Source organism: Sporichthya polymorpha DSM 43042, assembly GCF_000384115.1.
Classification (GTDB): domain Bacteria; phylum Actinomycetota; class Actinomycetes; order Sporichthyales; family Sporichthyaceae; genus Sporichthya; species Sporichthya polymorpha.
Genome location: NZ_KB913029.1, coordinates 1,671,580 through 1,690,441, shown reverse-complemented (window position 1 = coordinate 1,690,441; position 18,862 = coordinate 1,671,580). Strand labels below are relative to the sequence as shown.

General features: G+C 72.0%; 18 protein-coding genes. 11 read left to right on the top strand and 7 right to left on the bottom strand.

The window, feature by feature from the left end:
- The first annotated feature begins 70 nt into the window (after positions 1-70).
- From pdhA to SPOPO_RS0108300, 4 genes are read left to right on the top strand one after another with little or no spacing between them, the layout of a single operon-like run.
- Positions 71-1,189 carry a pyruvate dehydrogenase (acetyl-transferring) E1 component subunit alpha gene (pdhA, locus tag SPOPO_RS0108315; protein WP_019874329.1) on the top strand — a complete coding sequence of 373 codons (1,119 nt, stop codon included), beginning with the start codon at positions 71-73 and terminating at the stop codon, positions 1,187-1,189.
- Positions 1,186-2,205 (top strand): alpha-ketoacid dehydrogenase subunit beta, encoded by a 1,020-nt coding sequence (locus SPOPO_RS0108310; protein ID WP_019874328.1) that lies wholly within the window; start codon positions 1,186-1,188, stop codon positions 2,203-2,205. Before pdhA ends, SPOPO_RS0108310 begins: the two co-directional genes overlap by 4 nt.
- Before the next feature lie 23 nt (positions 2,206-2,228).
- The gene (locus SPOPO_RS0108305) at positions 2,229-3,737 is read left to right on the top strand and encodes a dihydrolipoamide acetyltransferase family protein (protein WP_019874327.1); all 1,509 of its coding nucleotides are present in this window, start codon (positions 2,229-2,231) and stop codon (positions 3,735-3,737) included.
- A gap of 19 nt (positions 3,738-3,756) precedes the next feature.
- Positions 3,757-4,527 carry a carbon-nitrogen family hydrolase gene (locus tag SPOPO_RS0108300; protein WP_019874326.1) on the top strand — a complete coding sequence of 257 codons (771 nt, stop codon included), beginning with the start codon at positions 3,757-3,759 and terminating at the stop codon, positions 4,525-4,527.
- On the opposite strand, the gene SPOPO_RS28430 is transcribed toward SPOPO_RS0108300, so the two are convergent.
- On the bottom strand, positions 4,507-5,235 hold the full coding sequence (locus tag SPOPO_RS28430; protein WP_019874325.1) for a TetR/AcrR family transcriptional regulator: 729 nt from the start codon (positions 5,233-5,235) through the stop codon (positions 4,507-4,509). The two genes, SPOPO_RS0108300 and SPOPO_RS28430, sit on opposite strands and share 21 nt — an antisense overlap.
- Before the next feature lie 242 nt (positions 5,236-5,477).
- Between SPOPO_RS28430 and SPOPO_RS0108290 the strand changes: the two genes are divergently transcribed.
- Positions 5,478-6,731: an SLC13 family permease gene (locus SPOPO_RS0108290; RefSeq protein WP_019874324.1), complete on the top strand. Its 1,254-nt coding sequence runs from the start codon at positions 5,478-5,480 to the stop codon at positions 6,729-6,731.
- Between the two features lie 431 nt (positions 6,732-7,162).
- Here SPOPO_RS0108290 and SPOPO_RS0108280 read toward each other — a convergent pair whose 3' ends face one another.
- The gene (locus SPOPO_RS0108280) at positions 7,163-8,992 is read right to left on the bottom strand and encodes an acyl-CoA dehydrogenase (RefSeq protein ID WP_019874323.1); all 1,830 of its coding nucleotides are present in this window, start codon (positions 8,990-8,992) and stop codon (positions 7,163-7,165) included.
- A 133-nt stretch (positions 8,993-9,125) separates the two neighbouring features.
- On the opposite strand from SPOPO_RS0108280, the gene SPOPO_RS0108275 reads away from it, so the two are divergent.
- Positions 9,126-9,938, top strand: a complete 813-nt coding sequence (locus SPOPO_RS0108275) for an alpha/beta fold hydrolase (protein WP_019874322.1) — start codon at positions 9,126-9,128, stop codon at positions 9,936-9,938.
- A gap of 44 nt (positions 9,939-9,982) precedes the next feature.
- Here SPOPO_RS0108275 and SPOPO_RS0108270 read toward each other — a convergent pair whose 3' ends face one another.
- From SPOPO_RS0108270 to SPOPO_RS0108255, 4 genes are all read right to left on the bottom strand, one after another.
- Complete coding sequence (locus tag SPOPO_RS0108270) at positions 9,983-10,303, bottom strand: antibiotic biosynthesis monooxygenase family protein (protein ID WP_028984610.1); 321 nt, start codon at positions 10,301-10,303, stop codon at positions 9,983-9,985.
- A 62-nt stretch (positions 10,304-10,365) separates the two neighbouring features.
- Positions 10,366-11,034, bottom strand: a complete 669-nt coding sequence (locus SPOPO_RS0108265; protein WP_019874320.1) for a response regulator — start codon at positions 11,032-11,034, stop codon at positions 10,366-10,368.
- On the bottom strand, positions 11,031-11,810 hold the full coding sequence (locus SPOPO_RS35080) for a sensor histidine kinase (RefSeq protein WP_019874319.1): 780 nt from the start codon (positions 11,808-11,810) through the stop codon (positions 11,031-11,033). The genes SPOPO_RS0108265 and SPOPO_RS35080 overlap by 4 nt, the downstream gene beginning before the upstream one ends.
- 1,269 nt (positions 11,811-13,079) lie before the next feature.
- Positions 13,080-13,769: a hypothetical protein gene (locus SPOPO_RS0108255; protein ID WP_019874316.1), complete on the bottom strand. Its 690-nt coding sequence runs from the start codon at positions 13,767-13,769 to the stop codon at positions 13,080-13,082.
- A 237-nt stretch (positions 13,770-14,006) separates the two neighbouring features.
- Here SPOPO_RS0108255 and SPOPO_RS0108250 point away from each other — a divergent pair, with 237 nt between their 5' ends.
- On the top strand, positions 14,007-14,411 hold the full coding sequence (locus SPOPO_RS0108250) for a hypothetical protein (RefSeq protein WP_019874315.1): 405 nt from the start codon (positions 14,007-14,009) through the stop codon (positions 14,409-14,411).
- A 4-nt stretch (positions 14,412-14,415) separates the two neighbouring features.
- Here SPOPO_RS0108250 and SPOPO_RS0108245 read toward each other — a convergent pair whose 3' ends face one another.
- A complete protein-coding gene (locus SPOPO_RS0108245) occupies positions 14,416-15,123 on the bottom strand; it encodes a winged helix-turn-helix transcriptional regulator (RefSeq protein ID WP_019874314.1) in 708 nt (235 codons plus the stop codon).
- Positions 15,124-15,260: 137 nt separating this feature from the next.
- Here SPOPO_RS0108245 and SPOPO_RS28420 point away from each other — a divergent pair, with 137 nt between their 5' ends.
- From SPOPO_RS28420 to dinB, 4 genes are read left to right on the top strand one after another with little or no spacing between them, the layout of a single operon-like run.
- The gene (locus tag SPOPO_RS28420; RefSeq protein ID WP_156869692.1) at positions 15,261-15,773 is read left to right on the top strand and encodes a DUF5701 family protein; all 513 of its coding nucleotides are present in this window, start codon (positions 15,261-15,263) and stop codon (positions 15,771-15,773) included.
- 23 nt (positions 15,774-15,796) lie between these two features.
- Entirely contained in the window at positions 15,797-16,813 is a 1,017-nt protein-coding gene (locus tag SPOPO_RS0108235) for a sigma-70 family RNA polymerase sigma factor (protein WP_019874312.1), read from the top strand.
- 36 nt (positions 16,814-16,849) lie between these two features.
- Positions 16,850-17,647: a DUF899 domain-containing protein gene (locus SPOPO_RS0108230; protein WP_019874311.1), complete on the top strand. Its 798-nt coding sequence runs from the start codon at positions 16,850-16,852 to the stop codon at positions 17,645-17,647.
- Positions 17,625-18,860 (top strand): DNA polymerase IV, encoded by a 1,236-nt coding sequence (gene dinB, locus SPOPO_RS0108225; protein ID WP_051098320.1) that lies wholly within the window; start codon positions 17,625-17,627, stop codon positions 18,858-18,860. Before SPOPO_RS0108230 ends, dinB begins: the two co-directional genes overlap by 23 nt.
- Positions 18,861-18,862 lie beyond the last annotated feature (2 nt).

The following is an 18,862-nucleotide window of genomic DNA, read 5'->3' as shown; positions in this document are numbered from 1 at the left end:
GGCCCAATGTCACCGCAGGAACCGGTGCGAGTCGATACCGTGGATCTTCGGTGAGGTCTTCCTGACGGGAGTGGCCGTGACCCCTGACGACGCCGTCGAACTCGTGCAACTGCTCACGCCCGAGGGTGAGCTGGTCGAGCATCCGGAGTACCGGGTCGACTTTCGTGACGAGGAGCTGCGGGGGCTGTACCGCGACCTCGCCCTGGTGCGCCGCATCGACGCCGAGGCGACCGCGCTGCAACGCCAGGGCGAGCTCGGGATCTGGGCCTCCCTGCTCGGACAGGAGGCCGCGCAGATCGGGTCGGGCCGCGCGATGGGTCCGAACGACCACGTCTTCCCGACCTACCGCGAGCACGGTGTCGCGTGGTGCCGCGGCGTCGACCCGCTCAAGCTGCTCGGCCTGTTCCGCGGCGTCGACATGGGCGGCTGGGACCCCGAGGAGCACCACTTCCACCTGTACACGATCGTCATCGGCGCGCAGACCCTGCACGCGGTCGGCTACGCGATGGGCATCCAGCGCGACGGAATGACGGGTGACGCCGACCCGGCGTCCAACGCCGCCGCGGTCGCGTACTTCGGTGACGGCGCGACCAGCCAGGGCGACGTCAACGAGGCCTTCATCTGGGCGGCGGTGACCAACGCCCCGGTCGTGTTCTTCTGCCAGAACAACCAGTGGGCGATCTCCGAGCCCCTCGAGCGGCAGTCGCGCATCCCGCTCTACCAGCGCGCCCGGGGCTTCGGCTTCCCCGGCGTCCGCGTGGACGGCAACGACGTCCTCGCGACCTACGCGGTCACGCAGGCGGCGTTGGCGCGCGCGCGTGAGGGCAGCGGCCCGACGTTCATCGAGGCCTACACCTACCGCATGGGCGCGCACACCACCTCCGACGACCCGACGCGGTACCGCATCGCGGCCGAGGTCGAGTCGTGGAAGCTCAAGGATCCGATCGAGCGGCTGCGCTCCTTCCTGATCCGCACCGGGAAGGTCGACCAGGCGTGGTTCGAGGCGCTCGAGCAGGAGTCGGACGAGCTCGCCAAGCACATCCGCTCCGGCTGCATCGACATGCCGGACCCGGACGCGCTCTCGATGTTCGACCACGTCTACGCCGAACCGCATCCGCCGTTGGCTCGCCAGCGCGACGCGTTCGCCGCCTACCTGGCGTCGTTCGAGGGTGTGGAGGAGGACCAGTGACGAGTGCTCAGCAGGCGACCCCGGCCGCGGCCGGCGGGCAGACGACCACCCTCGCCAAGGCGATCACGATGGGCCTGCGCGCCGCGATGGAGCGCGACTCGAAGGTCGTCCTCATGGGCGAGGACATCGGCAAGCTCGGCGGCGTCTTCCGCGTCACCGACGGTTTGCAGAAGGACTTCGGCGAGGACCGCGTCATCGACACCCCGCTCGCGGAGTCGGGGATCCTCGGCACCGCGATCGGGATGGCGCTGCGCGGCTACCGCCCCGTGTGCGAGATCCAGTTCGACGGCTTCGTGTTCCCGGCGTTCGACCAGATCGTCTGCCAGCTCGCGAAGATGCACGCGCGGTCCAAGGGCCACTCCAAGCTGCCGGTCGTCGTGCGCATCCCGTTCGGCGGCGGCATCGGGGCGGTCGAGCACCACTCCGAGTCGCCCGAGGCGTATTTCGCCCACACCGCCGGCCTGCGCGTCGTCGCGTGCTCGAACCCGGTCGACGCGTACTGGATGATCCAGCAGGCGATCGCCTCCGACGACCCGGTCATCTTCTTCGAGCCGAAGCGGCGCTACTGGGAGAAGTCCGCGCTCGACGTCTCCGCCGGGCCGCCGCCCGAGGGGCTCGACCAGGCGCGCGTGGTCCGCGAGGGCGCGGACATCACGGTCGCGGCCTACGGCCCCATGGTGAAGGTCTGCATGGACGCCGCGTCCGCCGCGGCCGAGGACGGCACCAGCATCGAGGTGCTCGACCTGCGTTCGCTCTCGCCGCTCGACATGGACACGATCGTCGCGTCGGTGCGTCGCACCAGTCGGCTCGTCGTCGTCCACGAGGCGCCCGTGACGCTCGGAATTGGCGCGGAGATCGCGGCCGCGGTCACCGAGGCCTGCTTCCACCACCTCGAGGCGCCGGTGTTGCGCGTGGGCGGATTCGACACCCCCTACCCGCCGTCGCGGATCGAGGAGGAGTATCTGCCGGACCTGGACCGTGTGCTCGACGCCGTGGACCGCTCGCTCGCGTACTGATTCGTCGAAGGGAAGGCTCGCAGGTGGCTCGTCGTCAGTTCAAGCTGCCCGACGTCGGTGAAGGCCTCACCGAGGGCGAGATCCTGCAGTGGTTCGTCCAGGTCGGGGACCAGGTGACGACCAATCAGACGCTGGTCGAGATCGAGACCGCCAAAGCTGCGGTGGAGCTCCCGAGCCCGTACGAGGGTGAGGTCGTCGAACTGCTCGTGAACGTCGGCGACATGGTCGACGTGGGCGCTCCGATCATCACCATCGAGACCGAGCCGGGGTCCGCGCCGGCCGCCCCGTCCGAGGCGCCCGCCGTGCCCGCGCAGGCCGCGGTCGCCGAGGCGATGGGCGGCGCCGCCGAGGAGCCCGCGGTCGCGGCCGGTCTGATCGGCGGCGAGGCCCCGGGCGGGCGCACCGCCGTCCTCGTCGGTTACGGACCGCGCACCACCACGGCGAAGCGTCGCCCGCGCCGGGCGGTGCACGATGGCGCCCACCAGCCGCCGCCCGCGGGCGATCCCGAGGTGCCCGGCGGTCCGCTCGGCAGCGAGGGCGTCAAGCCGGTGCGGCACGGCGGCCTCGAGGTCGGTCGCCTGGTCGAGGCCCGTGAGGCCCCCCACGCCGGCCCGGCCGTCCCCGCCCGCACCATCGCGGTCGAGGAGCAGGGCGAGACCGGCAAGGTCACCGTCCTGGCCAAGCCCCCGGTCCGCAAGATGGCCCGCGACCTCGGCGTCGACCTGCGCACGGTCACGCCGACCGGGCCGGGCGGAACCATCACCCGCACCGACGTCGCCGCGGCGGCCGGCCCGTCGGCGGTCTCCCTCGCCGGCGAGTCGCGCCCGTCGACCGCGCGCGAGGAGCGGATCCCGATCAAGGGCGTCCGGAAGATGACGGCGCAGGCGATGGTGACGAGCGCGTTCACCGCGCCGCACGTCACCGAGTTCGTCACCGTCGACGCGACGCGCACGATGGACTTCGTCGAGCAGCTCAAGAAGCATCCCGGCATGGCCGGCATCAAGGTCTCGCCGCTGCTCGTCCTCGCCAAGGCCGTGTGCCTCGCGGTGCGCAACACGCCCGAGGTCAACGCGACGTGGGACGAGCAGGCGCAGGAGATCGTCCTCAAGCGGTACGTGAACCTCGGCGTCGCCGCGGCCACACCGCGCGGGCTGATCGTGCCCAACATAAAGGACGCGGACGCGATGTCGTGGCCCGAGCTCGCCACCGCTCTGAACCAGCTCACCGAGACCGCGCGCGCCGGGCGCACCGCCCCGTCGGACATGACGGGCGGGACGTTCACCATCACCAACGTCGGGGTGTTCGGCGTCGACACCGGAACGCCGATTATCAACCCCGGCGAGTCCGCGATCCTCGCCTTCGGTGCGATCAAGCCGCAGCCGTGGGTCGTCGAGGGCGTCGTGATGCCGCGTCAGGTCACCACGCTGGCGCTGTCCTTCGACCACCGGATCGTCGACGGCGCGGCCGGGTCGAAGTTCCTCGTCGACGTCGCGAACGTTCTCGAGAACCCCATCGCCGCCCTGCTCTTCTGAGAGCGGGCAGGATGGGGGGATGAGGGTCTGCCTGGTCCAGCTCGAGGTCAACCTCGCGCAGCCGCTCGCGGAGCGGGTCGCGCAGGCGTGCGAGACGATCCGGGGCTGCGCCGGGGCGGACCTGGTCGTGCTGCCGGAGCTCTGGCCGCAGGGCGCGTGGGCGTACCGGGAGTGGGAGCGGACGGCGGAGCCGCTCGACGGCCCGATCGTGGCGGCGCTCGCCCAGGCCGCCAAGGACGCCGGCGTGATGCTCCACGGCGGTTCGGTCGTCGAGCGCGCCGGGGACGACCTGTTCAACACGTCCGTGCTGCTGGGCCCGCAGGGGGACCTGCGCGCGATCTACCGCAAGATCCATCGCTTCGGGTTCGCCGAGGGCGAGGCGGCGGTGATGACCGCCGGGGACGAGTTCCTGACGGTGACGGGTGGAGAGCTCACGATGGGCGTCGCCACCTGTTACGACCTCCGGTTCCCGGAGCTGTTCCGCAGGTTGACCGAGGCCGGCGCGCAGATGTTCGTGATCGCGTCGTCCTGGCCCGAGCGTCGCCTCGACCACTGGCGCCTGCTCACCCGGGCGCGGGCGGTGGAGAACCTGGCCTACGTCGTCGCGGCCGACGCGTGCGGCGAGCACGACGGCGTCCGGCAGGCCGGCCACAGCGTGGTCGTGGACCCGTGGGGCGAGGTCGTGGCCGAGGCCGGCACCGAGGCCACGGTCATCGACGTCGAGATCGATCCGGCCCGCGTCGAGCAGGTGCGGGCCGACTTCCCGGCGTTACGCGACCGGCGACTCTGACGCGTTCGACTCCGGCGAATCTGACGATGCCTCAGTTTCGGAGGGGGTGTCGGCCACGGTCGGCTCTCCGAAGCGCCGCGCGAGGTGAGCACGGACCAGACGCTTGGCCTCGCTCAGCACCGCCCGGTCGCCGTTCGGGTCACGCTCGAACGCGTAGCGGGTCAGGACGTCGGCGATCTTGACGGCGATGACCATGTCCAGCTCGAGATCGACGTCCTCCGCCACGTCGACCGTCGGCCGGATCAGCTTCACGAAGCGCTCGGCGACGACGCTGTCGTTGTCGCGCACCGGGTCGAGCAGGTGGAGATCCGCCACGTCACCGAAACGGATCGTCTGGAAGCCCGGGATGTCATGGTGCATCGCGACGTAGGCGTCGAGCACGGCGTTGGTGAGGTCCCACCAGGTCGTGTGCTCCTTCGACCCCGCGAGATCCGTGAGGCGCTCGGTGAAGCGCTCCAGGTTCCGCAGGGCGACAGCACGCACGACCGCCTGCTTGTCCGGGAAGAACTGGTAGAGCGAGCCGATCGAGACATCTGCGCGCTCGGCGATCAGCGTCGTCGTCAGCGCGTCGTAACCGACCTCCGCGACGAGTTGCTGGGCGGCGTCGAGCATCCGCTGGACGCGCTCGACGCTGCGGCGCTGCATCGGTGCGCGCCGGAGTGGTTGCAGCGGTGTCCCGGATCCGGTCTCGAAGTGCTGGAGGGTCATGGACCTCGTCCTCGCCTGTCGGGGGAGACCGCCGGCGGTAGCGGTGTCGTCCAAGATCTTCTTTCTACAAAGCCCGAAGATTACTCCTGCTCATGCACCGACGCGCTACTCGGTCTGCACCGACGGCTCGTCGACCAAGATCATCTTTGCCACTTTTCGGGCGGAAAACGAGATCGCCACGCCCGTCCGATTTGTCCAAGTGTTGGTGCACCTGACGAGGCATCGGAAAACAGGAGAGCAGCATGGGGCTGGTGATGGCGCTCGTGTTGCTCGCCGTCACACTTGCGGCAGCCATCGTGCGTCCGCCCCGGTTTCACGAGGCGGTCGTCGCCGTGCCCGCCGCCGCGTTGTGCGTCCTCGGCCCGACCAGCGTGGGGACCGCCGCCGACGAGGTCGAGGCGATCGCGCCGACGCTCGGTTTTCTCGCCGCCGTGCTCGTGCTGGGGCGGTTGTGCGCCCGGGAGGGGCTGTTCCGCTGGGCCGGTGCGGTGCTGTCGGCCGCCGCGCGGGGGCGCCCGTCCTCGCTGCTGGCGTGGGTGTTGTTCGTGGGGACAGCGGTCACGACGGTGCTCAGTCTCGACGCGACCGTCGTGCTGTTCACGCCGGTCGTGATCGCGGCCGCGGTGCGGGTCGGGGCGCCCGCGCGGCCGCACCTGCACGCCACCGTGCACCTGGCGAACTCGGCCTCGCTGCTGTTGCCGGTCTCGAACCTGACGAACCTGCTGGCCTACGAGGCGAGCGGGCTCTCGTTCGCGAGGTTCGCCGCGCTCATGGCATTGCCGCTGCTCGTGGTGCTGGTCGTCGAGTACCTCGCGACGCGGGTCTGCTTCGCGGGCGATCTGCGGCCGGACGCGGTGGCGCCGGTACCGGACCGTCCTCCGGGCCCGGCCGAGCGCGTGCCGGTCCTCGCGCTCGCGGTTCTCGCCGTCGCCCTCGCCGGGTTGGTGGCGAGCTCGCCCCTCGGCGTTCACCCGGGGTGGGTGGTCGCGGCCGCCGCGCTGGTCCTGGCGCTCAAGCAGTGGCGGGGCGCCGGCCCGACGCCGGTCGAGCTGGTCCGCTGGTGCGAGCCGGGGTTCCTGCTGTTCGTCGCCGCGCTCGCCGTCGTCGTGCGCACGGCCACCGACGAGGGCCTGGGCGACGTGGTGGACGGGCTCGTCGACCAGCCCGACACCCTCGCCGGGCTGCTGGTGATCGCGGCCGTCGGCGCCGTCGCCGCCAACCTGCTGAACAACCTGCCCGCGACCCTGCTGTTGCTGCCCTTCGTCGCGCCGAGCGGCAGCGGCCCCGTGCTCGCCCTCCTGCTCGGCGTCAACATCGGGCCGAACCTGACCTACGTCGGTTCCCTGGCCTCGATGCTCTGGCTCCGCGTCGCCCGCGCCGAGGGCGAACACCCCAAGCTCGCGGACTTCACCCGCCACGGTCTGGTCACCGTCCCCGTCGCTCTCCTCGGAGCAACGGCTGCCCTCTGGCTCGCCCTGGAAACGATCGGCGCGTAGCCACCACGGGTCGCGAGCGCAGCGAGCTGACCCCACCCCGCGAGGCGCGGCCGGCGCGGTGCACGGAGGAAGCCGGCGCCGGAGGAAGCGAGCGCCGCAAAGGTCCGGTAGGGCACCCACGTCACGCGCGAGCGCCCGAAGGAGCCGGCGACCGGAGTAGCACGCCCGGCCCCGCCGAGCGCGACGCGTGCGGAGCACGCACCAGAAAAATTGATACGGGTGAGGCGCGCGGCTGCCGATCCGCTGCGCCTCACCCGTATCGGGGCCGGTCGCTGGTGCCGGTGTTGCGACGCGGCCGGTGGCGACTCGGGAACCCCCACCAGGTGCCCAGTCGCCCGATATCGAACGAGGGACCGTGGCGACGTGCTCCACGGTCCCTCGTCGATTACCCGGGCAAACGGAGTCGTACACCTACCCCGGTGGGAAATTCCTCAGAAGCTGTCCTCGGCCACGTCCATGAGGGTGTTGTCCACCGTCCCGGCGATGATGCGCTGGGCGGTGAGCAGAGGGAGGACCTGCGCGGCGAAGAAGCGGGCCGCGGCGACCTTGCCCTCGTAGAAGGCCTTGTCGCGGGCCGACGGCTCGCCGGCGAGCTTGCTCAGGGCCACCTCTGCCTGGCGGAGCAGGAGCCAGCCGATGACGAGGTCGCCGGCCGCGAACAGCAGCCGGTTCGTGTTCTGGCCGACCTTGTACATCTCGGTGACCTCGCCCATGGCGTTGGTCAGCGACTCGACCATCGTGCCGACGATGCCCTGGACGTCCTCCAGCGCACGGGCGAGCAGCGCCCGCTCGATGGCGAGCGGGCCGTCCTGGTCGGCGGTCGCGAAGGTCTCGATCTCGCCGGCGAGGCGGGTGAGGGCCTGGCCGGAGTCGCGGACGATCTTCCGGAAGAAGAAGTCCATCGCCTGGATCGCCGTGGTGCCCTCGTAGAGGGTGTCGATCTTGGCGTCGCGGATGTACTGCTCGACCGGGTACTCCTGCAGGTAGCCGGAGCCGCCGAAGATCTGCAGCGCGTCGCTCAGCAGGGCCCAGGACCGTTCCGAGCCGACGCCCTTGACGATCGGGAGCAGCAGGTCGTTGAGCCGCTCGGCGTCGGAGTCGACCTCCGCACCGGTCGCCTGGGCGGCGTGGATCTCGTCCTGGATGCTCGCGGTGTAGAGGACGAGGGCGCGCATGCCCTCGGCGTACGCCTTCTGCATCATCAACGAGCGGCGGACCTCCGGGTGGTGGAGGATCGTCACCCGCGGCGCGGCCTTGTCGGTGAACCGGGTGAGGTCGGCGCCCTGGACGCGCTCCTTGGCGTACTCGAGCGCGTTGAGGTAGCCCGTCGACAGCGTCGCGATGGCCTTGGTGCCGACCATCATGCGGGCGTTCTCGATGATGAGGAACATCTGCGCGATGCCGTTGTGGACGTCGCCGAGCAGGGTGCCGACGGCCGGGACCGAGTCGCCGAGGGTGAGCTCGCAGGTGGTCGAGGCCTTGAGGCCCATCTTGTGCTCGACGTTGGTGACGAAGGCGCCGTTGCGCTCCCCGAGCTCACCGGTCTCCAGGTCGACGTGGAACTTGGGGATGATGAACAGCGACAGGCCCTTGGTGCCGATGCCCGCGCCTTCGGGGCGGGCAAGCACGAAGTGCACGATGTTGTCGGCCATGTCGTGCTCGGCCGAGGTGATGAAGCGCTTCACGCCGGTGATGTGCCAGGTCCCGTCGGGCTGCTGGACGGCCTTGGTGCGGCCGGCGCCGACGTCGGAGCCCGCGTCGGGCTCGGTGAGGCACATCGTGGCGCCCCAGCGCTTGTCGACCATGAGCTGCGCGAGCTTTTTCTGATCCTCGGTGCCGTTCTGGAACAGCATGCTGGCGAAGCCGGGGCCGGCCGCGAACATGTGGATCGCGGGGTTGGCGCCGAGCACCATCTCCTGGACCGCCCAGCGCAGCGAGGCCGGCGCGCGCGTGCCGTCGAGTTCGACGGGGATGTCGAGCCGCCACATCTCGGAGTTCATGTAGGCGTTCATCGACTTCTTGAACGACTCCGGCATCGTGACGGAGTTCGTCTTCGGGTCGAAGACCGGCGGGTTGCGGTCGGAATCGATCATCGAGTCGGCCAGGTCCTCCGCCGCGAGGCGCTCGACCTCGTCCAGGATGGAGCGGGCGGACTCGACGTCCATGTCCGCGTACGCGCCCGAGCCGAGAATCTCGTCGCGGCGGAGGAACTCGAAGAGGTTGAACTCGATGTCGCGACGGTTGCTCTTGTAGTGACCCATGTCAGCCCCCTGACCGAGCGTCCCGGGGCACCCCGGAACAATGCGGGAAGTCGTTGCTACTGCTTGGTAACCTTACCATACTCGCCAGTAACTTAGGCCGATCCGGCCCGAGATCCGCAAGGAGATGCACCCGATGGCGGCACGCCGGACCAAGATCGTCCTGGAGCACACCCGGACCGGCGAGGGGCCACCGCTGGTGCTGCTCCACGGCATCGGCGGCCGCCGCGCGATGTGGGACCCGATCGTGCCGCTGCTGGCGCCGCACCGCGAGGTGATCACGATCGACCTGCCGGGGTTCGGGGCCAGCCCGCTTCCGGCGGGGCAGGACCTGCGGGCGGTCGGGATCGCGCAGACCGTCGCGGACTTCTGCGCCTCGATCGGCCTGGAGCGCCCCCACTACGGCGGCAACTCCCTCGGCGGGTGGCTGTCGCTGGAGATCGCCAAGGCCGGCCGGGCCGCCTCCGTCACCGGCATCGCCCCGGCCGGGCTGTGGCGCACCCGCGTCCCGCGGTACACGAAGTGGCAGGTCGTCAGCCTCTACGACCTGCCCAAGCTGTTCGGGCCCCTGATGGACCCGGTCACCCGCATCACCCCGCTGCGCCTGGCGATGACGGCCAACGTCATGGGCAAGCCGTGGCGGACGCCGCGCTCGGTCCTGCTGGAGGACTCCCGCGCGATGCTCGGATCGGAGGCGTTCAAGCTGACGATGGCGTCCGCGTCCGGGCAGCGCTTCACCGACGGCCACCACATCGACGTGCCGATCACCATCGCCTTCGGCACCCGCGACGTCATCCTCGGCCCGGGCTGCCGCTACCGCGGCGAGCTCCCCGCGCACACCCGCTGGCTCACCCCCCGCGGGTGGGGCCACCTGCCGATGTACGACGACCCGCAGGGCGTCGCGGCGGTCCTGCTCGACGGCTCGAGTGTCTCCGCCCTGGCCGCCTAGGTTCAGGCGGCCAGGTTCAGGCGGCCAGGTTCAGGCGGCCAGGTTCAGGAGGTGGGGGCGACGTCCAGGACGACATCGAAGGCCCACAGCTCGGACCCGGACGCGGCCATCGGGCCGTTCTGCTGCCGCTCGGCGTCGTGGGCGGCGGCGCCCATGCCGTCCCGCCACTTCTCGAAGGCCGCCTTGCTCTCCCAGCGGGTGAAGACGAAGTACTTGTCGGTGCCCTCGGCCGGGCGCAGGAGCTGGAAGCCGCGGAAGCCCTCGGACTTCTCGACCATGCCCGCGCGGGCGCCGAAGCGCTCCTCCAGGTGGGCACCCATCTCGGCAGGGACGGTCAGCACATTGATGGCCACGTAGTCACTCATGCGCCGCAGCTTAGGCCCCCCTAACTTGCCACCGAAAAGGGTGACGCCCTTTCTGGTGATCATCAGTCGGGGTCGAGGCCGAGGCCGGCGTCGCGGGCGCGGACGATCGCGGCGGAGCGGTCGGGCAGGTTCAGCTTGGTCAGGACGTTCGCGACGACGTTGCGAACGGTCTTCGGGCTGAGCGAGAGGCGCCGGGAGATCGCGGTGTTGTCGTGGCCGCGGGCGACGAGGTCGAGAACCTCGCGCTCCCGGTCGGTCAGCTCGGGGAAGGCGCCGCCGCCGGTGGTCCGGGTGCCGGCGACGTAGCCCATCGCGCGGGCGGCGACGGCGGGACCGAGGATCATCTCGCCGTTGGCGACCGCGCGGAGAGCGCGTTCGACCTCGGCGGGGGTGGCGCCCTTGAGCAGGTAGCCGCGAGCGCCGGCCCGGATCGCGGCGAACACCGAGTCGTCGTCCTCGTGCATGGTCACGACCAGCACGCGCAGGTCCGGGTGGGCGCGCAGCAGCGCGCGGGTGACGTCGATGCCGTTCCCGTCGCCGAGCTCGAGGTCCAGAAGCACGACGTCGACCTCCCGGCCGACGGTCGCCTCCGCCTCGGCGGCGGAGGACGCCTGACCCACCACCGCGATGTCCTCGAGGGTCTCCAGCAGAGCGACCATCCCGAGGCGGAACATCGGGTGGTCGTCGACGACGGCGACGCGGATCGCCGACCCGCGGCTGGTCTGGCTCATGTCCGAACTCCGGTGGGGACGGGAAGACGGGCCTCGACACGGGTGCCGCCGGTCGGCAGCGGGGCGATCCGCAACGAGCCGCCCTGCTCCTCGGCGCGCTCGCGCATGGACCGGGTCCCGACCCCGGGCGGCGCGTCGGGGGCGAGGCCGTGCCCGTCGTCGTCGACGCGCAGGACCAGGTCGGCGCCCTCGGCCCGGACGTCGACGCGCGCGGACCGCGCACCGCTGTGCCGGGCCACGTTCATCATCGCCTCGACCGCGATGCCGTAGACCGCCGCGGCGAGGTCGCCCCGCAGGTCGGCGGCGGCACAGTCCACCTCGACGGCGAGGCCGCCCTCGCGGTGGCGGGAGGCGAGCTCGTCGAGCGCGGGTCCGAGCCCGGCGGTGTCGAGCGTCGGCGGGAGCAGGCTGCGGGACAGGGCGCGGACGTCCTCGACGCGACTGTCGAGCTCGTCCTGCAGGGCAGCGAGCAGCGCCTCGGTCTGGACCGGGTCGCGCGTCAGCAGGTTCCGCGCCCCCTGCAGGCCCAGCCGGATGCCGGCCAACGACGGCCCGAGTCCGTCGTGCAGCTCGCGGCGCAGGACGCGGCGCTCCTCGAGCCGGACCGAGGCCAGGCGGTTGCGGGCCTCGGCCAGGTCCGCCGACGACCGGGCCAGGGCGACGCCCGTCGTGATCAGCGGCAGCAGGTCGTCCAGGGCCCGGCGGGCACGCCCGTCGAGCGTCTCGCCGGGCGGCGCGGTGACCGCGAGCTCCCCGATCACGTCGTCCCCGCGCACGAGGGGGACGAGGAGCGGCGGGGCCGGTGGGCGTCCCGGTCGACGCGGCCGGGGTGCCGTCGAGCAGCAGGGTCACCGACTCCAGGCGCAGCGCGCCCGCGACGTTCGCGGTGAGCCCGGTGAGCAGATCCTCGACGGTCCCGGCGCCGAGCGAGGAGCCCAGGCCCCGCAGTGCGGAGCCCGGCTCGACGCCGGTGCCGTAGACGAGCCGGCGCACCCGACGGTTCAGCCAGAGCCGGGAGGGCTGGACCGCGACCGCCACCGCGGCGGCCGCCATGACCTGGGCCGCGCCGTCCCACGGCAGTGCGGCCGTGACCGCCGCGGTGACCGCGACGTAGATCGCGACGAGCCCGACGGCGAGGGTCGAGGCGAGGGCGGTGCGGCTGATCGCGAGGTCCATGCCCCACAGCCGTTGGCGGAGCACCACGACGAGGATCGCCGCGGGGAAGAAGGCCTGCGAGGCCAGGTGCAGCGTCGGGGTGAACCACAGCGGCAGGTCGAAGCCGTCGTTGCGCAGCAGCGGCACGAACGTCGCGGTCATGATCGCGGTGCCGAGGGCGAGCCAGCCGAGCCCAACGCGTTCCTCGGCGGGGCCGCGCAGCCGGCGCCAGCCGACCTCGAGGGCGGCGAGGGTCCCGCCGGCGACGGTGAGGGCGAACATCAGGCGGAAGTCCCACTCCGACCCCGCGAAGCTCCACCACGTGAGCACCGCGGTGATCGCGAGCCCGACCACCAGGCCGCCGGCCCCCACCGGGGTCAGGCGCCGCTCCCGCACCAGGTACGGCAGGACGCACATCAGCGCGATCGTGCCGGGGACCCACGCCTTGCTCTGCAACTCCAGCGCCCACTCCGGGGCCGGGAGGCCGGGGTGGCGGATCGTCAGGACGGTCCACGCGTAGGACAGCGCCGCGACGCCCCCGCCGACCGCGGTGAGCGCGAGGATCCACACGACCGGGTGCCGCCGGCGGGACAGCGTCACCGCGGCGACCGTGCCGTAGACGCAGGCGTCGGTCGCATCGACGACGTAGAAGAGCAGGTTCTCGTCGACCGGCGGGCGCCCGGCGACCAGGACGCCGAGCGAGATCAGGGCCAGGGCCCACGCCGAGGTGACGACGGCGAACGCCACCCGGGGCAGCCCACCGGCCTCGACCCGCGACCCGGCCTCGACCCGAGACCCGACCTCGGGACGCGATTCGGCCCCGGGAGAGGGGGCTCCCGGGGCCGAGTTTCCGGACGTCATTCGCTGGACTCTACGAGCGCGAAGGACGATCAGCGGGTCGAACGCTCGCCGAGGGTGAAGCCGAGCGCGGCGACGAACAGCCACACCGGGGCGAAGAAGCCGGCCATGTACTGCAGCGGGCTCACGCCGAAGGCGGTGATGATGCCGCCGAGCACGAGCGAGACCCAGCCGATCCAGCGCGGGGCGGCGTCGTGCTTGAGCGCGGCGATCCCGACGGCGAGGGCGGTCACGCCGGCGCCGGCCCACAGCCACGGCACGGTGCCGACCCAGTGGCCGAAGAACATCGCGTTGGACTCGGAGAACCCTTCATCCTCGCCCAGGCCGAACAGGAACTCGGTGTCGAGCGCCGAACCCATCAGGCCCGCGACCGAGACCAGCAGCAGGCCCCACGCGGCGACGTTGGGCAGCAGGCTCCCGACGGGGGCCTGCTCCTCCAGGCGCCGCTTGAGGCCGGCGGCGAACACGAGGAGCAGGAGGACGGTCGCCATCGTCGCGGTGTGGAACACGACGAGCCAGCCGCGGTCGTCGGCGAGCGCGTCGACCGTCGCGGCGCCGTTGGCGAGGTGGTCCTCCTCGTAGACCGGGGCGCCGTAGGTCATCGAGGCGAAGATGCTCACCGCGCCGGTCAGACCGGCCGCGATGCCGGTGCCGGCCCAGGCGCGGGAGCGGCCCAGGACGGAGGCCGGGGAGTACGTGGCCGAGGGGGCGAGGGTGGTCATGGGAGTTCCTTCGGAAATCGGAGTGATCGGTGCCTACCGTCCCGGCGCGGGTTGCGCCGCGGTGCACACGAAGGACTCTGGGGCGCCCGGCGTCCCGGGTTCGAGGGCGCGGCGCCCGAGTTCCCGGGCAGTTCCTCCCGGGGGTTCTGTCCGGGGCCTGTGGCGCATGTCATGCTGACACCCGCCCGGATTCCCCCGGTCCGGCGCAGATGTTGACCTCGAAAGGCACGACTTTCCATGACCGACCAACCGATCGACGAGGTCGTCAACTGCGAGATCCACGAGGCGTACCGAGTGGAGTTCGCGGCGATCGAGGACGTCGACTGGGCCTCCTTCGCGGCCCCCGATTCCGACAAGGCGCTGCAGGTCTGGCTCGGCAAGGACACCGAGGCCGGTGACACCGAGCTGCTGAATCTGCTCAAGTACGAGTCCCGCAGCTCGTTCGCCGACCAGGTGGTCTTCGCCGGCCTGTTCGGTGACGGCACGACCCACGCCTCGATCACGGCCAGCAAGCAGCCCGGCGGCGACGTCTGGGCGATCACGCACGCCGTCGTCTGCACCCTCGAAGAGGTTCCGCCGGAGGAGGCCGAGGAGGAGGACGAGTTCGGCTACCTCGAGGACGACGACCTGTTCGAGGAGTAGATCCTCACGCCGGCACCGGCACCGGCACCGGTGCCGGCACGCCGTCCCCGAGCCGGAACGCGACGGTGAACGCCGTCAGCAGCGCTGCCGGGTCGGGGGCTGGGCCGTCGACCCGGACCAGCCCGGCCGCGATCGCCTCGCCGGCCCCGACCTCGCCGGTGAACAGCCGCCGGACGTCCGGCCCGCCCGCGATCACCAGGTCGGCCTCCGGGCCGGGGCCGGGCCCCGCCTCCAGGGCCGCCCCGTCGACCCGGGCGAAGAACACCGTCGGCGCGTCCGGCGGGCCGAGCACGAACCGGAACGTGGCGTGCAGACCGGCGGCCGCGTCCGGTCGGAACATGGCGCGCAGGGCGATCACCATCGCGTCCGGCGTCAGCACCTCTCCGGGCCGGAGGTCGGACAGGTGCGCCGCGCCCCAGCTGCCGAGCCGGAGCACGACGTCCTCGAGCGCACGGCCGTAGTCGGTCAGCTCGTAGACCACGCCGGAGTCCGGGCGCGGCAGCGCGCGCCGGCGGACGACGCCGCCCTCCTCCAGCTCGCGCAGTCGCGTGCTGAGGACGTTCGAGGGGATCTTGGGCAGCCCGCGGCGCAGGTCGGTGAACCGCCTCGGCCCGACCAGGAGGTCGCGGACCAGCAGGAGGGCCCAGCGCTCGCCGACGAGGTCGAGGGCGCGCGCGAGCCCGCAGTACTGCCCGTAGCTGCGTTCGGCCATGGTCCGGATTCTAGAGCGCAGTTCTCTTGACAAGCAATGGTTGCAAATCGCAACCTAATCCGGTGGCGCCTCGCGGAACTTCTTCGAGCACCCACTCGTCTGGTTCTGGTCGGTCCGGATCGGTGAGGGGAGTCGCGATGGCAGACGCAGGCACGAGCGTGGCGGTGGCGGAGGTCGAGGTCCCGGCGGGGCCGGTGGACGTCGCCGCGGCGATGGCGCAGCTCCGCATCGGGGACAAGCCCGGGTTCGTCTCCGTCGACCTCGCCGACTGGGAGCGGTTTCTCCCGCGGCCCGAACTGGGAATTCCGACCGGGTCGTACCGGCTCGTCGACGTCGAACGCGGCGACGAGTACGTGAACTGGTCGCCGGACGAGGCCCTCCCGGCCATCACCGAGCGGGGGCGCAGCCCGCTCACGATCGTCGAGGGCATCGCGCTGGTGGCCGCGCACCCCGAGCTGCTCGTGCCGAACCGCTGCTTCATGCTGCTCGGCTCCCGCAGCGGCGACAAGCGCGTCCCTGCGCTCTGGATCAGCGGCGGCACCGGCAAGGACGGCCGCGAGCGCAAGGGCGCCGCCAAGCTCGGCTGGTGCTGGGCCGGCAACCGACACACCTGGCTCGGCCACGCCTCGGTCGCGGCCCGCGTTCCCTGACCGACCCGACTCCAGGAGTCCTCATGACGTCCTCCGTGCTCGACCCCGCCGGCGACCCCGCGGCCGCCGACGTCCTCGCCGAGGCCGAGGCGCACCGCGTCGGGCTCACCGGCTACTGCTACCGGATGCTCGGGTCGAGCTTCGAGGCCGAGGACGCCGTGCAGGAGACCATGCTCCGGGCGTGGAAGGCGCAGGACTCCTTCGAGGGCCGCTCGTCGCGCAAGTCGTGGCTGTACCGCATCGCGACCAACGTCTGCTTCGACATGCTGACGGCGCGTCAGCGGCGGGCGCGGCCGATGGACCTCGGCCCGTGCTCGCAGGCGCTCGACCACCACGCCCCGCCCACCGTCGAGTCGATGTGGGTGGAGCCGTCGGTCGACGCGCGGACCCTTCCCGGGGTCCTGGACCCGGCCGAGGCGGCGCTGGCGAAGGAGTCCGTGCGGCTCGCCTTCGTCGCCGCCCTGCAGAAGCTGCCGCCCCGTCAGCGCGCGGTTCTGCTGCTGCGCGAGGTGCTCCGCTGGTCCGCGGCCGAGGTGGCGGAGCTGCTCGGGACGTCGGTGGCGTCGGTGAACAGCGCGCTGCAACGTGCTCGCGCGACGCTCGACACCTCGCCCGCGATCGAGGCCGAGACGTACGAGCCCACGGACGCCGCGCAGCGCGAACTGCTCGAGAAGTACCTCGACGCGTTCACCCGCTACGACATCGACGGTCTGGTGAAGCTGCTGCACTCCGACGCCACGATGTGCATGCCGCCGTACCCGATGTGGCTGTCCGGCCCGGAGCAGGTCCTCGCCTGGATGACCGGGCCCGGGAAGCGGTGCGAGGGCTCGCGGATGGTGCCGGTCTCCGCCAACGGCATGCCCGCCTTCGCCCAGTGGCGGCGGACCGAGGACGGCACGTCGTACCACCCGTGGTCGATCCACGTCCTCGAGATCAAGGACGGCGTCATCGTCGGGCTCAACTACTTCCTCGACGTCGAGCGCCTCTTCCCGCTCTACGGCCTCCCCGCGCACCCGGACGACCTGCCCGTCCCCGCCTGAGCGATGAGTTCCCCGCCCCCGGCGGGTCTGGGGGGTATGGGCACTCCCGAGGTGGTGGACCGCGCAACCTGGCTGGCCGCGCGTACGGCCCTCCTCGAGCTGGAGAAGGAGGAGACGCGCTGGCGTGACCGCATCAACCGGGCCCGGCGGGCGATGCCCGCGGTGCGCGTCGATCAGCCGTACGAGTTCCGCGGGCCGGACGGGCAGCGGACGCTCGCGGAACTGTTCGAGGGCCGCCGCCAGCTGATCGTCCTGCACCTGATGTTCGGTCCGGGGTGGGGCCGCTCCTGTCCGGGCTGCGCCTTCCACGCCGACGCCATCGGCAATCTGGCGCACCTGCACGCGCGGGACACGACGTTGGTCGCGGTCTCCCGCGCGCCGGAGTCGGAGCTCGCGGCCTTCGCGCGCCGGATGGGCTGGACCTTCCCCTGGTACTCCTCGGCGGGCAGCACGTTCAACTACGACTTCGGGGTCTCCCTCGACGAGCGCGTTGCGCCGATCCGGTGGAACTACCGGACCGCCGACGAACTGCGGCAGGCCGGCCTCGGCGCGCTCGCCGAGGCCGAGGAGCTCAACGGGGTCTCGGTGTTCCTGCGTCCCGACCCCCCGGGCGACACCGTCCTGCACACCTACTCGACGTACGGGCGCGGCGTCGAACTCCTGCTGAGCACGTACATGTGGCTCGACCTCACTCCGTTCGGTCGGGGCGAGGGCTGGGACGGCATGCCCGATCTCGGTGGCGGCCGGACCTGGGTCCGGCTGCACGACGAGTACGCGACAGCGCCCACCGCTTCATGCGAACATGTGTTCGATGAGCCGGGTGGAGAACGCTGACCGCCGCGAGGCGTCGATCCTGCACGCCGACCTGGACTCGTTCTACGCGTCGGTGGAGCAGCGGGACGACCCCGCGCTGCGTGGGCGACCCGTCCTGGTGGGGGGCGGAGTGGTGCTCGCGGCCAGCTACGAGGCCCGGGCCTACGGCGTGCGCGGCGCGATGGGCGGGGTGCAGGCCCGTCGGCTGTGCCCCCACGCCGTCGTGGTGCCGCCGCGGTTCGACGCGTACACCGAGGCGAGCCGCGCGGTGTTCCGCGTCTTCGACGACATCACCCCGCTGGTGGAGGGGATCTCCATCGACGAAGCCTTCCTCGACGTCGGCGGGCTGCGCCGGCTCTCGGGCCCGCCGGCGGAGATCGCGATGCGTCTGCGCGCGCGGGTGCGGACGGAGGTCGGGCTCGCGATCACGGTGGGGATCGCGCGGACGAAGTTCCTCGCGAAGGTCGCCAGCCGGGTCGCGAAGCCGGACGGACTGCTCCTCGTTCCGCCGGAGACCGAGCTGGAGTTCCTGCACCCGCTGCCGGTGAGCGCACTCTGGGGCGTCGGGCCGGTGACGACGGCGAAGCTCGCGGAGCGGGGGATCACGACCGTGGGCGAGGTCGCGACGCTCGCCCCCGAGGCGCTGACGGCGATGCTCGGCCCGGCGGCCGGGCGTCAGCTCTTCGCGCTCTCGCACAACCTCGACCCACGGCCGGTCGTGGTCGGGCGACGACGCAGGTCGATCGGGTCGCAGTCGGCGTTCGGCCGGGGCCGCCGCACCCCGGCCGAGATCGAGGCGCTCACGATCGCGATCGTCGACCGGGTCATGCGCCGCGTGCGGGCCGCGCACCGCGTGGGACGTACGGTCGTGCTCCGGCTGCGGTTCGACGACTTCGCCTCGGTCACCCGTTCGCACACCCTCCCTGCCCCGACCGACGACACCGCCACCGTCCTGGCGGCGGTGCAGGCGTTGCTCACCGCGGCCCGGCCGCTGATCGCCGAGCGCGGGCTCACGCTCGTCGGCGTCTCGGTCGCGGACCTCGACGACGCCGATGCCGTGCAGCTCGCGCTCCCGTTCCCGCGCTCCGGCACCGAGACCCCGACCGTCGGCGAGCCCGGCGCCCTCGACGCCACCCTCGACGCCGTACGCGAACGCTTCGGCCGTGCCGCGATCGACCGGGCCGTCCTGCTCGGCCGGTCGACCGGTTTCGAGGTCCCGAAACTGCCGGACTGACG